The 14767-nt window shown below is 60.1% G+C and carries 8 protein-coding genes and 1 tRNA gene; 3 read left to right on the forward strand and 6 right to left on the reverse strand.

The genetic code is table 11. From position 1 onward, the window contains the following. Positions 1–133 precede the first annotated feature (133 nt). The 3 genes from JS541_RS13660 to JS541_RS13670 are packed head-to-tail and all read right to left on the reverse strand — an operon-like array spanning position 134 to position 3759. Positions 134–1681: an ABC transporter permease gene (locus tag JS541_RS13660; RefSeq protein WP_214375049.1), complete on the reverse strand. Its 1548-nt coding sequence runs from the start codon at positions 1679–1681 to the stop codon at positions 134–136. After that, positions 1678–3018, reverse strand: coding sequence for an ABC transporter permease (locus tag JS541_RS13665; RefSeq protein WP_214375050.1), 1341 nt, complete (start codon positions 3016–3018; stop codon positions 1678–1680). Before JS541_RS13665 ends, JS541_RS13660 begins: the two co-directional genes overlap by 4 nt. A gap of 60 nt (positions 3019–3078) precedes the next feature. After that, on the reverse strand, positions 3079–3759 hold the full coding sequence (locus JS541_RS13670) for an ABC transporter ATP-binding protein (protein ID WP_240539378.1): 681 nt from the start codon (positions 3757–3759) through the stop codon (positions 3079–3081). Positions 3760–4055: 296 nt separating this feature from the next. Here JS541_RS13670 and JS541_RS13675 point away from each other — a divergent pair, with 296 nt between their 5' ends. Further along, positions 4056–7253 carry a CAP domain-containing protein gene (locus JS541_RS13675; RefSeq protein WP_214375052.1) on the forward strand — a complete coding sequence of 1066 codons (3198 nt, stop codon included), beginning with the start codon at positions 4056–4058 and terminating at the stop codon, positions 7251–7253. Positions 7254–8136: 883 nt separating this feature from the next. Here the strand turns inward: JS541_RS13675 and JS541_RS13680 are convergent. Next, a tRNA-Arg gene (locus JS541_RS13680) sits at positions 8137–8210 on the reverse strand. A gap of 1195 nt (positions 8211–9405) precedes the next feature. Beyond that, positions 9406–10374: a ketopantoate reductase family protein gene (locus JS541_RS13690; protein WP_214375054.1), complete on the reverse strand. Its 969-nt coding sequence runs from the start codon at positions 10372–10374 to the stop codon at positions 9406–9408. A 556-nt stretch (positions 10375–10930) separates the two neighbouring features. Here JS541_RS13690 and JS541_RS13695 point away from each other — a divergent pair. Then, positions 10931–12475: an aldehyde dehydrogenase family protein gene (locus JS541_RS13695; RefSeq protein WP_240539379.1), complete on the forward strand. Its 1545-nt coding sequence runs from the start codon at positions 10931–10933 to the stop codon at positions 12473–12475. Between the two features lie 153 nt (positions 12476–12628). Further along, complete coding sequence (locus JS541_RS13700) at positions 12629–14119, forward strand: ATP-binding protein (RefSeq protein ID WP_214375056.1); 1491 nt, start codon at positions 12629–12631, stop codon at positions 14117–14119. A 47-nt stretch (positions 14120–14166) separates the two neighbouring features. On the opposite strand, the gene JS541_RS13705 is transcribed toward JS541_RS13700, so the two are convergent. Continuing rightward, positions 14167–14767: hypothetical protein (locus JS541_RS13705; protein ID WP_214375057.1), on the reverse strand; the 601-nt coding region annotated here is incomplete at its 5' end.

Consider the following 14767-nt stretch of genomic DNA (forward strand, 5'->3'; position numbering starts at 1 on the left):
CAATCGTCACTATGTTCGAGCGATCCGCATGCCTTCGCGTACATAGTGACGATATGGCCGGCTCAATCGTCACTATGCTCGAGTCCCCATCCCGATCACGCGAACATAGTGACGATTGCCGCCCACACACGACTCACTGGTCGCTTTTGATGGCGTCGAGCGCGGGGATTCTCACGGCCTTGTTGGCCGGCTGGAATCCGGAGACCAGGCCGATCAGCGTGGAGAACAGGATCGCGAACACGAACAGCCACCACGGGATCACCGAGATGCGTGTCACCCCGTCGCCGCCCATGATCGCATGCACGAGATTCTCTCCGCTCGGCCCGCCCAGCGACACCAGGTTGATCACGAGCGATATGACCGCGCTAAACAGGCAGCCGATCACCCCGCCGAACAGGCCGATGAAGCCCGCCTCGCCGAGGAACATGATGCGGATGTCGCGCACATAGCAGCCGAGCGCTTTCATGATGCCGATCTCGCGCGTGCGTTCGCTCACCGACATGACCATCGTGTTGGTGATGCCGATGGCCGCAACCAAGAGCGAGACCGCGCCGATGCCGCCGAGCACGAGCTGGATGCCGCGCGACTGCTCCTCCATCTGCTTGCGAATCTCCTCGTACGACGACGTGGAGAAGCCCATGTCCTTGATCTGCTGTTCGACGTCGGCCACCTGCTTGATGTCAGCGACCTTGACGAGCGCCTGCTCGTAAGTGACGGTCTTGGCGGCGGACTTGTCGGCTTTGGCGATCATGGCCTTGAGCTGCGCGATGTCCATGAGGATGCCGCTCGAGGTCGAGCTGCCTTTGTTCCAGTCCTCCTTGAGCAGTCCGGTGGCCTTGAGCTTGAACGTGTTGCTGGAGCCGTTCGCGCCGGCCGAACCACTGCCCGTACCCGAACTTGCGTCTGATCCGCCGACCGATCCGACGGAACCTGACACGCCGCCCATCATGCCCATCGTCATGCCGCCCGAACCGTCGCCCGACGAGTCGCCGGTCTGGATGGTGAGCGTGATCTCGGTGGCCATCGGGTCGAAGAACGGCTTGGCATCGTCGCCGAGCTGGTCGGCGGGCACCTGCTCGCAGTCGTTGACGCCGCACACCATGTACGTGCCGTCGCCCATGTCCTGCGGCTGGGAGCGCATGTTGGATCCTTCGGGGCGGAACTTGTCGGCGAACTGGTAGGCGAGATACTGCCCGGCGAGCACTTCGCCGTCGCGGGTCGGTGCCGTGCCGTCGGCGAGCTTGTAGCCCATGTTCTCGAGCTGGGTCATGTCGATGGCCTGGATGTCGCCGTAGGAGGCGACGTACCGGCCGTTGTCGGCGGTCATGGTGATCGAATAGTTGAGCGACATCTGCGCGCTGGCTCCGGTCACGCCGGCGATCTGTTTGAACGATTCGATCGCCTTGTCGTCGAGCTTGGTTTCGTTCTGTCCGCTGCTGGACGAACCCGACTGGCCGCCGACTCCGCCCTCGTAGTTACCGCCCTGGTACACGCTAATGATGGTCAGGTCGCCCATCTGCTTGAGCGATTGCTCGTTGATCTCGTTGATGCCTTCGCCGAGCGAGACCATCGTCACGATCGAGCAGCAGCCGACGACCACGCCGAGCACGGTCAGTATCGTGCGCGACTTGCGCCGCCACAGGTTCTGGCTGCACAGGTGCAGGATGTCGGACAGTCTCATGCGCGGCCCTCGCCGGAAGTCGCGATGTTGCCGGCCGCACCGACGACCGGCACGTCGATCGTATCGGTCGACGGCTCACCGCCGCCCTTGCCGGCAGCGTCAGTCGTGCCGCCCGCGCCGGTCCAGTCGTCCCATTCCTCGTCGATGTCCGCCTGCTTGGCCTTCTTCCTATGCCGGCGAACCAGCACAACCGTCACGATCACGGCGGCGAGCACCACCACGGCAACCACGGCCCACACCCAGCCGGGAATCCCCTGCTGGTCGACGGTGTTGTCGTCGGGCATGACTGTACCGTCGTCCGGCATCGCAGGTTCGGCGTCGGCGGCCGTGATCGTGACCGGGAACTCCTTGGTCTGCGTCTTGCCGTCCGAATCCTCGTAGGTGACGCGCAGCTTGGCGCTGATGTCGCCGGCCTGCGTGGGCGTGAACGCGAAGCCAATCGACCCGGTCGAGCCGGACGTCACGTTGCCCACGTACTGCTTAGCGTTCGTGACCTGCAGGCCCTCGCCTTCGATGCTGGCCTCGACATTGGCAATGTCGCCCTTGCCCTTGTTCACGTAGTTCATGGTGATGGTCGTCTCGGAGCCGACCGTCGCGCCCTCAGGCAGGACTGGATCGTTCAATTCGAAGCGGTCGGGCTGCGAGATCGGCACGGAGATTTTGATGTCCGACGAGTTGGAGCTGCGCGCGCCGCCGTCCACGTACTCGTATTTGAAGCTGACGGTGATGCCCTGCGCACCCGACTGTGCGTTGGCGACGGCCTGCATCGGCAGGCTCTGCGTCATCGCGTAGCCCGCGCCGAGACGGTCGAAGTAGAACGTGTTCGTGCCACCGGCGATCGCGAAGCTTTCGCCGCCATCCACGGTGACGACCATGTTGTCGACCGCGACCTTGCCCATGTTCTGGAACGTGAACGTGAGGTTGAAGTCGCCGCCGGCCGAGACGGTGCCGTCGCCGTAGTTGAAGTTGGTGATGATGATGTTCGGGACCGGCCCGGCGACGGTCTGGGTCGCGGAGCCGCCGTTGTCGTTCGTGCCGGAGTCGGTGCCGGAACCGTTCGCGCCGGAACCGTCCACGGCCTGATTGACGCTGCCGGAACCGTTCGCGCTGCCGCCGTTGGCTGAATTGTCGGTCAACACGTCACCGGTGCCGCCGTTGCCGTCTACAGTCGTGCCGTTCGTGCCGTCGGCCGTTTCGGACGTGCCGCCGACGGTAGTCGGATCGGCCGTCGACGTGGCGAACGCGGCCGGCGTCACGCAGGCTAGCAGCATCGCGGGTGCGGCCAACATCGCGATCGCGGCGGCGATCAGTCCACGCTTTTGCTCTCGTGTGGTCATGGGTTCCCTTTCCTTCTGTTCTCGAAGTATGTCTGTGCCGATCAATCCGCCGGCGTTCGTTCAGTGCGTCAGCCGATCGCTGATGATCCGGCCGTCCAACAGCGTGACGATGCGATCCGCGTACTGCGCCATGTTGTCGTCGTGCGTGACGAGCACGATCGTCTGGTTGAAGTCGCGCGCGAACGAGACGATCATCTCCATCACGTCGACCTTTGTTTTCGAATCGAGGTTGCCGGTCGGCTCGTCGGCGAACACGACTTCGGGCCGGGCAACGAACGCGCGCGCGATGCCGACGCGCTGCTGCTGGCCGCCGGACATCTGCGTCGGATAGTGGGTCATGCGTTTGCCGAGGCCGACCCTTTTGAGGATGCCGCGCGCGATCTTCTCACGCCGGGCTTTCGGCATGCCGCGGAACATGAGCGGCATCGCCACGTTTTCGATCGCATTGAGATTCGGCAGCAGGTTGTACGACTGGAAAACGAAACCGAGGTGCTTCTGCCGGAAGGCGGCCAGTTCGCGTTCGTCGAGCCGGGAGACGACCACGCCGCCGATGCGCACGCCGCCGCGCGTCGGCTTCTCCATGCCGGCGAGCTGGTTGAGCAGCGTGGATTTGCCGGAGCCGGACTCGCCGTAGATGCAGCAGATCTGGCCGCGCGGGATGGAAAGATTGATGCGTTCGAGGGCGACGACCGTTTCGTCGACGACCGGATATTCCTTGCGCAGGTTCTTGACTTCGATCATCGGCCGGGCCTGTGTGGACGATACAGCCCCTTCCCCGACCGGTTTCGGGTGCGGTTCGCCTTCGAATATCGCCATTGACACATCCCTTCTTGATCGCACCGGCTCAAGTACGGTTCCCTATCCTCTCACAGAAGTCTGTACCACGGCAATACCGCCGGCAATCCATCTCAAGGATGATTGGCCAGGTTGAAACCGTCCGGTTATAGGGGGTAGAGTCATGGGTACATCTGTGCCGACGACGAACGTCGATGAATGACCACCGACGTTGGCACGAGGATTGAGGAAGAAAGGCAACAATGATGTCCGCCAAAACCAACAGCATGATGATCGCCGCGACCGTGGCGGCAGCGACGTTGGCCGCGCCGCAGGCCGCACTGGCCAACGATACGGCCGTGGCACCGGATCAGACCATGGGGACGGTGCGCAACGATGCGCAAGCCCCGGCCGAGACCAAGCCGGCTCCCGAATCGGCCGCCAAGCCGACGGGCGTGACCGAAGCGCAAGCCAAAGCCGATGCGGCGGAGGCGGCGCTGGCTGCGGCTCAGGGCAAGCTTGACGATGCGACGGCCGCGCAGAAGACGGCTGAGGATGCAGCTTCCGCGGCACAGACGACGGTCGATCAGGCCGAGGCGGCGGTGAAGACCGCCGAACAGCACGTGGCCGATGCGGATGCCGCGATCGCCGCGGCGAAGAAGACGGCCGCGGCCGCGCAGACCAAGATCGACGCGGCCGACAAGACGATCGCGGATGCCACAGACGCGAAGACCGCCGCGCAGACGGACAAGGCCGCGGCCAAGGAGTCGCTCAAGAACGCGCAGGAAGACAAGGATCGTCACGATCAGGCCGCTGCGGATGCGCAGGCGAAGATCGACGCGGCGGATGCGGACATTGCCAAGGCGCAGGCCGCGGCGAAGAATGCGGCCGCAAGCAAGTCGGCGGCGCAGACCGCTAAGGCGAACGCGGAACAGGCCGCGACGCAGGCCACTACGGATAAGGCGGCCGCGGAAGCGGACAAAGTCGCCACACAGGCCGCGCTCAAGACCGCACAGGCCGCGAAGGTATCCGCCGACAAGGCCGCGACCGATGCCGCCGCGAAGCTGGCCGAAGCGAAGAAGGCCGAAGCGAGCGCCAAGGACGCGAAGGACAAGGCCGATCAGCTCGTCAAGGATCTGGAACACGACACGCTCGACCTGACCAAGCTGGAACAGGCGTTGAACGATGCGAAGTCCGCACAGGCCAAGGCCGACGCGGCACTCAAAACCGCGAAGGACGCGAAGACGGCAGCCGACCAGAAGGTCACCGCCGACGAGGCCGATCTGACCGCCAAGCAGCAGGCCTCGAAGGACGCACAGGCCAAGGCCGATGCGGCGAAGACCGCCGCCGACGAGGCCACGACGAAGCTGAGCCAGGGCGCGATCGCGTACTTCCAGGACAAGGGTCAGGATGATGCGTACAAGGTGCTGACCGATTCGAGCGTGACCAAGTATCTCGACTATGTGCATAACGGCGCGGATGGCGATGCGACCACGCTGGATAACATGATCGCGGCGGTCAAAGGCATTCAGCGGACGAACGAGCTTCGCGCCGGAGAAGGCAAGAAGGCTTTGCAGGTATCAGATACGTTGATGGCGATCGGCATGGCCGACACGGATTATGCAAACGGCAACATCGGACACCCCATGCAATTCAACACCGGAGAGAACCTGGCATGGGGCTGGAGCCAGACCGATCCCTTTAACGGCTGGTACACACAGGAGAAAGCAAATTACGAGGCACTTCAACGCGGAGAATGGTCGAAAGACGATCCGAATGCCACAGGTTGTCCCTATCCCAGCCATTATTCAGACGGCATCGTAGCATGCCAGACCGGACACTATCTCAACATCGTCGATGATGGCTGGACTATAACCGGATTCGGAGTAAGCCAAACCGGCACGATATATCCCAACGTCTGGGGACAGGAATTCCTATGGAATAACGGTACGGTGAAGACTTCCAAAGGTACTCGTCTTTCCATCGGACGAGTGATGAGTGCAGAGGATTACCTTGCCGATCTCACCGCGTACAAGTCTTCGTTGGAGAACGCCGATCAGACGTACAAGGACGCGCAGGCGGCAGCCAATACCGCCGCCGCGGCCGTGAAAACCGCGTCCGATCAGCTTGCCGACGACAAGACGGCCGCGCAGCAAGCCGCGGATGCGGTGACCGCCACACAGAAGACGGCCGACGAGAAGGCCGCCGCGGTTGCGGCCGCACAGAAGGCGTACGACGATGCGGTTGCCGCGCAGGGTGATAAGGCCGAGGCCTTGAAGAAGGCTAAGGCCGATCAGGCCGAGAAGACGGCTGCCTATGTTGCCGCGCAGAAGGCCACTGCTGCCGCGCAGACGACGCTGGATGAGGCGTCTGCCGCGGCAGCCAACGCACAGGCCGCCGTGGATGCGGCGAACGGCAAGGTCAAGACCGCCGATCAGGCGATCGCGAAGGCCGAGCAAGACGCCAAGGACGCGGCAGCGGCGAAGACGGCCGCCAAAGCTCAGATCGCCAAGGCCGACGCGGACGCCACCGCAGCAGCCAAGGACATCGAAACCGCACAGGTTACCAAGACCGCCGCCGAGGCTGATAAGGCGAAGGCCGTAGCCTCCGGCGCCTTCGTGCAGACGGTGATCGATACGTTGAACGGAAAGGTCTCCGACGCGGATGCCGCCATCGCCGCCGCCCAACAGACCATCGATCAGGCCGCTGCCACCAAGCAGGCCGCACAGTCCGACCTGGATGCCGCGAACGCGACGATCGCTAGGTATCAGAACGCTCCGGCCGAGCTCGAAGCCGCGAACAAGGCGCTTGACGAAGCCAAGACCGCGCTGGCCGCCGCCACCAAGGCCAAGGCTGATGCGGATGCCGCGTATGCGGCCGCCAAGAGCGACTACGACGCGAAGCTGGCCGACAAGCAGACCGCCGATGCCGAACTCGAGGCCGCCAAGAAGGCGGAAGCCGAAGCACAAAAGAAGGCCGAGGAGGAAGCCAAGAAGAAGGCTGAAGCCGAAGAGGCGGCCAAGAAGGCGGAAGCCGCGAAGAAAGCCGCGGAAGAGGCCAAGAAGAAGGCGGAGGCCGAAGCCCAAAAGAAGGCAGCGGAGGAAGTCGCAAAGCAGCAAGCCGCCGAGGAGGCAGCAAAGAAGGCGGCAGCCGAAGCAGCCGCCAAGAAACAGGCCGCTGAAGCAGCCAAGAAGGCAGAGGCCGAAAAGCAGACCGCCGAAGCAGCCAAGCAGAAGGCCGCAAACGCCAAGAAGCAGGCCGAAGCAGCCGCCAGGAAACAGCAGGCTGCAGCCCAGTCCAAGACCAGGCAGCAGACCAGCAAGACGCTGTCGAACACCGGCGTGGAATCCGCCACCGTAACCACGCTGGCCGCGATCCTCGCCGTATCCGGCACCGGCTGCGTGCTCATGCGCAGACGCTACGCCCGCCACGCCGCCGGCTGGGTGTCCACCGAGGAATAATCCCACCCGTGGTGGTGGCGTTCCCCGCCCGAAGAACGCCACCACCACCTATTCACATATCGATTCCGACTTCAGCCAGCAAGACACGTTCGTTCATGTCCGTACAATTGTGGTGGTGGCTGAAGCCGTTTCACCCGCGAGGCAAACAATTGATGGAGCCAGCATAGGCTTTCGCCGAGCGGTCGCAGACGCCACTTGGGTGCTGACTTGCCCCGTTGTTATGGATGTTGGGGGCTGGTATCGCAGGATGCCAGCCCTCTTCTCGTTCAAGAACAAGAGACGATGGCCAATCAAAGCGCGCGGGTTATAGGCCAATGCGCGGTTAATGTGTCTGATTCCCGGGCTTACGGCCGGATCAGGGCACGAAAGCGGCAGTATGCCCGGGAAGAGTCGGGACCAATACGGCATTTTCCGGGGCTTACGGCGCCCCGTCTCACGTCGCCGTCTGCCGGACTGAGCGTACCGTCATCGCCCAGTTCTCCCGGGCTTACGGCCGGTTCCATAGTCCAAGACGGCCGTAAGCCCGGGAGAAGAGAGAACCATCAATACGACATAACACGACAGCCATCCCCGGGCTTACGGCCGGTACGAGATGCAACAGAGGCCGTAAGCCCGGGAGGTTGACTGATGGGTCCCCTAGGGAAGTTGCAGATCCCTTTGCGATACGCGCCCCACCCTTAGCCAGAACGCGATGGGGCACAAGGACGCCACGGTGACGCTGAACACCTACGCGAGATTCTGGCCGGACAGGATGGACGACGTGGCCGACGCTCTCGCAAGGAGTTGGGGCGATTTATTCCATCAGGGATAATCAGGGACGAAACGCGATCGGGTTGAAACTGCGAAGCCCTTGGAATCGTTGAAATTCCAAGGGTTAACGTCGTGACCCCGGCCGGGCTCGAACCGGCGACCCTGAGATTAGAAGTCACATGCTCTATCCAGCTGAGCTACGGGGCCAAACGAAGAGATAGTATACCAGCATGCCGGTACGTGGCCCGCTGCGATCCGTCGGCCAGTAATGACGTCAGTCATACTGAGACAATGGTTTATAAACAACGTTATCAAAAGAATCTAATCTATTATTGGCAGAATCATAAATATCCAGATACATGGAATTCAGCCGTATATGATCTTTTCTCCACTCTAATAAGTAATAATGATAGTCATATCTATGATACGGATCACTAATATACGTCACCGATATATAATAGCCATCTTGGATATAGTCCTTGAAAACTTTCTTCTGTTGTATATCAGAAGAAGACACTCCTTGCTCCATGGAATAATCAGAGAATTTCATTATGGCCAAGGCGCGTTGAATCGGAAAGTAGTACAAAAAAACCATCAGCAATACTGAAAGGCAAATGATAAGTATTTTTCTCTTAGTCATATTGTTGCACCAAACCAATTCCAGAGATGTCTACATCGAGCCCAATTAGCAGCAGCTGAGGCGACACTCGCACTTTTATGTCTATATATCTTCGTCCACCCTCCTGGATACAAACTTCCCATCCAAGCGAGTTGCGATACAGTTTCCGGATTTTTCCCAGGACCAGCAATATGCACAATCCGCAAATCACTATAGGCAATCCCAGAATGTCCCGTAAACCAAAAGAACTTGTAGCAATTGTTGATGCTTTCCTCATTCCCTAGGGCATATGCCGTTGGAAAATGGCAACATCAACAACATAACAATGGAAACAAACGAGGCAAGAATTCTTTTTCCTCATAATAAGAACCTCCATCAAGCCGATACAGCACCATTGTTGAATGACATTGACAACATAATCGTCATTGGAAGTTTATCAAAACATAAAACGATCGTCCATAGCCAGTTTCTCAACATCGTCTCTCATCCAGCCTCACTCATTTTTGGATGATTATTGAGCCTGACAACTAGTGATATGCTCATAAAACTACTGACTGGCACATGCGTAAAGAGTTCTGCGCCATTGCCGCATTCTCCAGTATTGCATTCCGCTCCCCTAGCGGCTTCTTGCTACTTGATTCTCAGTGGAAGCACCACACCTGTCCACGGTTGACGCGTCCGGTTTCGCACTGAAGAAGACGCTGCAGGCAATCACGCACATGCGCCGCATGGTCTTTCGGATGTCGAACCGGCGGCATCCGAAAGACCATGCCGACCGCAACATCACTTGGCGTCGTTCTGGTGATGGTACTGGAACGCAAGCTCCGCAAGGTGCACGCCATGAGTGAGGAACTCGTGCGTGCGGCACACGTAGTCGTGCTCGCGGCCAATCTTGGCGATGTAGCCGTTGATGTAGTCGACCTCGGTCTTGCGGCCGCGGCTCATGTCCTGGTACATCGACGGGTAGTGCAGCGGGTTGCCGGTGCGGCTGACGTAATCGACCGACTCGAGCTCCTCGGCACGCGTGTTGATGAGCTTGATGCCGGCGCGCTCGCACGCGTCGTACGCCTCGTTGATCAGCTGCATGGCCATGTCGCGGGCGCCCGGATAGCTGATGAACTGGCCCATCGTGATCTGGTACATGGTGCACAGCGTGTTCACCACGGAGTTGAACACGATCTTGGCCATGCACATGCCCTTGAAGTCGTCGGAGATCTCCGGGTTGAGGTTGGCCTTCTGGAAGTCCGCGAAGATCGCCTTCTCGATGTCGGTGACCTCGTTGGTCATGGCGCACATGTGCATGGTGCCGGCGCCGGACTTGCCGATGAAGTCCACGTCGCCCGGGCCGTTGAGCACGGTGGCGACGAGCGCGGTGCCGCCGTAGATGCGGTCCTCGGAGAAGTACTGGGCGATCTTCTCGAAGTGGCCCCAGCCGTTCATCGCGCTGAACGCGACCTGGTGGTCCTTGAACAGGTGGGCGCAGCGCTTGAGCATCTCCTCAAGCTGCATCTGCTTCATGAAGATGATCCACACGTCCGGGTCGCCGTCGTATTCCTCCGGCGTGTACAGGTTGATCGGGATGAGACGGCGGTTCTCGTGGTCACGGCTGACGTACACGCCGCCCTGTTCGCGGATCTTGTCGATGTGCGGCGCCCACGCGTCGATGAAGTCGACGTGCGCGTCCGTGTGTTCCTGCAGCAGGATGCCGTAACGCAGGCCCATCGCGCCCGCGCCGATTACCGTATAACGCATAGTTGTTCCTTGCGATTGATTCGTTGCGTTCGATTTGGCCACCGGCATGTTCGTACGAGGACGAGATGTTGATCGTCTCGCCGAACCCGGTGTTACCATGTTCCGTTCGTCGCCCATTGATGATGGTTCGGCGAGCGCCGCCGCAGCCCACGTGTTACGGTCTTGTGGACCGTGACGCGACGCATTCCGCGGCTTTTTCCGCGGATTATCCTAGCATTGCGCGTCAACAAAATCGCAGGGCCTGCCGCTATGCCGCGATCGACGGTTTAACGAGATGATGGACGGAAGCGGACGCGGATGACCCGGCTGGCGGTCGTTTTCGTCCAGAAGAAGCTTGTCCTGGACGAAAACGACCGCAACATCGGTCATCGGCGTCCGCTTTCATCCAGGAGTAGCCTGCTTCTAGCGGGAAACGCCCGCAATACCGGTCATCAGCGTCCGCTTTCATCCAGGAGCTGAGTCGCAGGCCGGCTCCGGCCAACCACCGCGCAACGACGGCTGGTATAACGGGAGCATGAGCGCGAATCACCATGACCGCAACCGCAACGCGGAGGCGATGTTTCACCGGCTTAATGCGACGTTTCGCAGTGGAGTCACGCGGCCGTTGCGGTGGCGACGGACGCAGTTGGATGCGATGGAACGGATGCTGCGCGAGCAGGGTGCGCGGTTGGCGCGTGCGGTGCATGACGATTTCGGCAAGCCGACAGCCGAGACGATGCTCATGGAGATCAATCTGGTATTGGAGGAGATTCGGTTCGTGCGTCCCCGGCTGGCCCGCTGGGCCGCCCGCAGACCCAAGCCGCTGCACTGGCTGTTGCAGCCGGCGGCCGGTTGGACCATTGCGGAGCCGAAGGGCGTGGCGCTGGTGATTTCGCCGTGGAATTATCCGATTCTGCTGTCGTTGGAGCCGATGGTCGATGCGATCGCTGCCGGCAATTGCGTATGTCTGAAACCGTCGGAATTGTCACCGGAGACGAGCCACACGCTGGCAACGCTGATTGACCGGTATCTTGACCACCGCGCATTCGCCGTGATGCAAGGCGGCGCGCGCGAGACCGGAGAGCTGCTCAAGCAGCCGTTCGACCATATTTTCTATACGGGCGGCGGCAAGGTTGGCCGGATTGTGATGGAGGCCGCGGCGAAGCAGCTGACACCGGTCACGTTGGAACTGGGCGGCAAGTCGCCGGTGTTCGTCGACGGCACGGCTGACTTGGATACGGCCGCGCGGCGCATCGCGTGGGGCCGGTTCGTCAACGCCGGGCAGACGTGCGTCGCACCCGATTACGTGTTGGCGACGCCGGATGTCGTCGATGACCTTGCGCAGCGCATCGCAAAGGCGGCGTATCGGATGTTCGGCATGACCGGCGGACGGCGCGATGTCGTCATGTCCGGCAGCGGTCCAAGCACAGGCATCGATCGGAACGACCGAAGGCAAACAGCCATCACATCAGACAGCATCGCGACAGAAAACAGTCGTCAACCGGATGATCGCAACGGCCATGACGGCGTGCACAAGACGCACGAATGGTCGTCGAGTTATGCGCAGATCATCAACGAGCGGCATTACGACCGGCTGATGTCGCTCATGCCGAACCCGGCCGCCCCGTCTTCCGCCGCGCATATCGTCTGCGGCGGGTACGGCGACCGGGCGAGCCGTCATATCGCACCGACCGTGCTCACGCACGTCTCACCGGACGCACCGGTGATGCGCGAGGAGATTTTCGGTCCGATTCTGCCGATATTGACCGTCTCGGACGCGTCCGCCGCCATCGCCTTCATCAACGACCATCCACGTCCGCTGGCCTGTTACGTCTTCTCACGCAACGCCGCCACGCGCCGCCGCTTCGAGCGCGAAACGAGTTCGGGCGCGCTCAGCTTCAATTTGCCGCTCGGGCATCTGATGTCCAGCCGGTTGCCGTTCGGCGGCACGGGCGCGTCAGGCATGGGCGCATACCACGGCCATGCCGGTTTCCTCGAGTTCAGCCACGTCAAGACCGTCGTCGCAAAGCCGACGTTCCCAGACACGATTTCCCTCATCTACCCGCCCTACACCAAGCGCAAACGCGCCTTTGCTTCCGCACTTACCAGCTTCGGCAAGTAGCACTCAACGGACTGCCCCTCAAAACAAATCATGTACATAATCCAAAAATCTTGTACATCCACCCACCAACAAAAAGATACAAAAAGTACTTTCACTCTCAAAAATTTGATATCATGTATATTATTGTAGGTTTTCATCACAAAGGTACCGTTCATGGCCGCAGATCTTCAGCAACTCATTCGGGACGTCATTGCCAACAAATGCGAGACACAGACGATCGAAGTGAAAGCCGCAGCAGAGGGAACTCCTCGGGTATACGATTCCCTGTCGTCGTTCTCCAATCAGAACGAAGGCGGCATTATTCTTTTCGGCATTGACGAACAAGCCGGATTCTCCATCTGCGGAGTGTACGACGCGCAGGACCTGCACAAGAAAGTACATGGACAATGCGAAGGCATGACACCTGAAGTACGCCCGACATTTGAGACCACGACGATAAACGGCAAAACCGTTGTCGCCGCGTACATCAGCGGACGCCCTATGGGAGATCGTCCAGTGTATCGAACCATCAAAGGCATCACCGAAGGATCTTACACGCGCATCGGAGACGCCGACGTCCGTATGACGGCTGTCGAATTATACGAGATCGAATCATTCAAAGAAGGCAGACGTGATGATATCGCAACCAATCCCACCGCTTCCTCGGCAATGCTCGATAAACGAAAAACCAGTCGATTCATCAACGACGCAGCCGCTGATCGACCATTGCTCTCTCGACGCTCCGATGACGAAATACTTGCCTTGACAGGTGCCATCAGAGATGGGCGGCCGACACTCGCCGGCATGATGACACTCGGCGACTATCCTCAACAGATATACCCCAATCTGTGCATCACCGCCATCGCCGTCAATGGTACGACACTGCAACCGGATGAAAACGGCACGCGTTTTCTTGACAACAAACGGTATGAAGGTTCCATCAGCGACATGCTCGAAGGAGCAATGAGTTTCGTATCACGCAACGAAAAAACCAAAGTGGTTGTTCGCAATGGGGCACGTGTCGATGTACCCCAATATCCGGAAACCGCAGTGCGAGAAATTCTGCTCAACGCGCTGATGCACCGCGATTACGGGCCGTATAGCAATGGCACTCCCATACGTCTCGTGTTATATACCGACCGTCTGGAATGTTGGAATCCAGGGGGCATCTATGGCGGACAAAGCATCAATGACCTCGGCTACGCCAATCTTCCGACGCGAAACCCCACACTGGTATCCATGCTGGAGATACAACGCATTGCAGAAAACCGACATTCCGGCATCCCCATCATACGAGAGGAAGCCCAGTCGCATGGTGTACGACCACCGGAATTTATCGACCGGAACGGATCATTTTTGGCAAGATTCTTCAATACTGAACAGCATGACGATGATTCACGGCCTCGTGAACCAACAGCAGGCAAAGGCTCAAAACACACTCGCGACATACGTTCGCAAATCGCCGAATACTGTCAAACTCCACGTTTCGCAAGCGAGATAGCAAGCCACTTCGATTACAACCTGCAGTATCTCAAAAGGAGCCATTTACAGCCGATGGTGGAAGCGCGGCAACTCACCTTAACTCTCCCCGGGAAACCACACAGTAAGTATCAGCAGTACCTGACGACGGGGACACTCGAACAGACCACAATCACGGCGCATTAGTCTGCCCCCCTCTTCCTTAAGAGGAGACAGACTAATGCAATACAGGGTCACCGGTCGATCCAGCCGTCCACGTCGAAGACCTTGCCGAGCTCGGTCTTGATCTTCTCGGCGGACTGTTCGTCGGAGGCCGGCGCGATGTAGACGCCCCGGTCCTGGTCGCCGTTGACCTCGATCAGCATCGAGGTCCGGTCGGCCGTCAGCAGGCCGCTCACCTGCGTCATGTCAGGGCCGGAGTCGGTGTAGCCGACCCAGAACCCGCTGAAATACGAGACCGTGTCCTTGGTGCCGGGCTGGGTCGCGTCCGTGATGGACCACGACGAACGGTCGAGGTCATGGTCGACCACCGTCTCTCCGCCTCCGGCCGGCCTGATGGTGACGTGTCCGGCCAGGCGATCCTCCCGAAACAGATAATGCAACCGCGTCGCGTCCAGCGATATCGTGTACGAGGTGTCGGAGCCGGCGTTCTTGTCGACCCGGTACGCGTCGCCGTCGATGCGGATGCGTTGCGGCCACGGCACGTAATGGCGGGTTCCAGTGATCGTTGCAACGCCTGATGATCCGAGAGGAGAGATCAGGTGGGCAAGTGGGTGTTCGACGGTGTCAAGTACGCGACCCGGAGCCTGATGTGCGAGGCGCGCCGCGAGCGGT

This window comes from Bifidobacterium sp. SO1 (genome assembly GCF_018555335.1).
Classification (GTDB): Bacteria; Actinomycetota; Actinomycetes; order Actinomycetales; family Bifidobacteriaceae; genus Bifidobacterium; species Bifidobacterium simiiventris.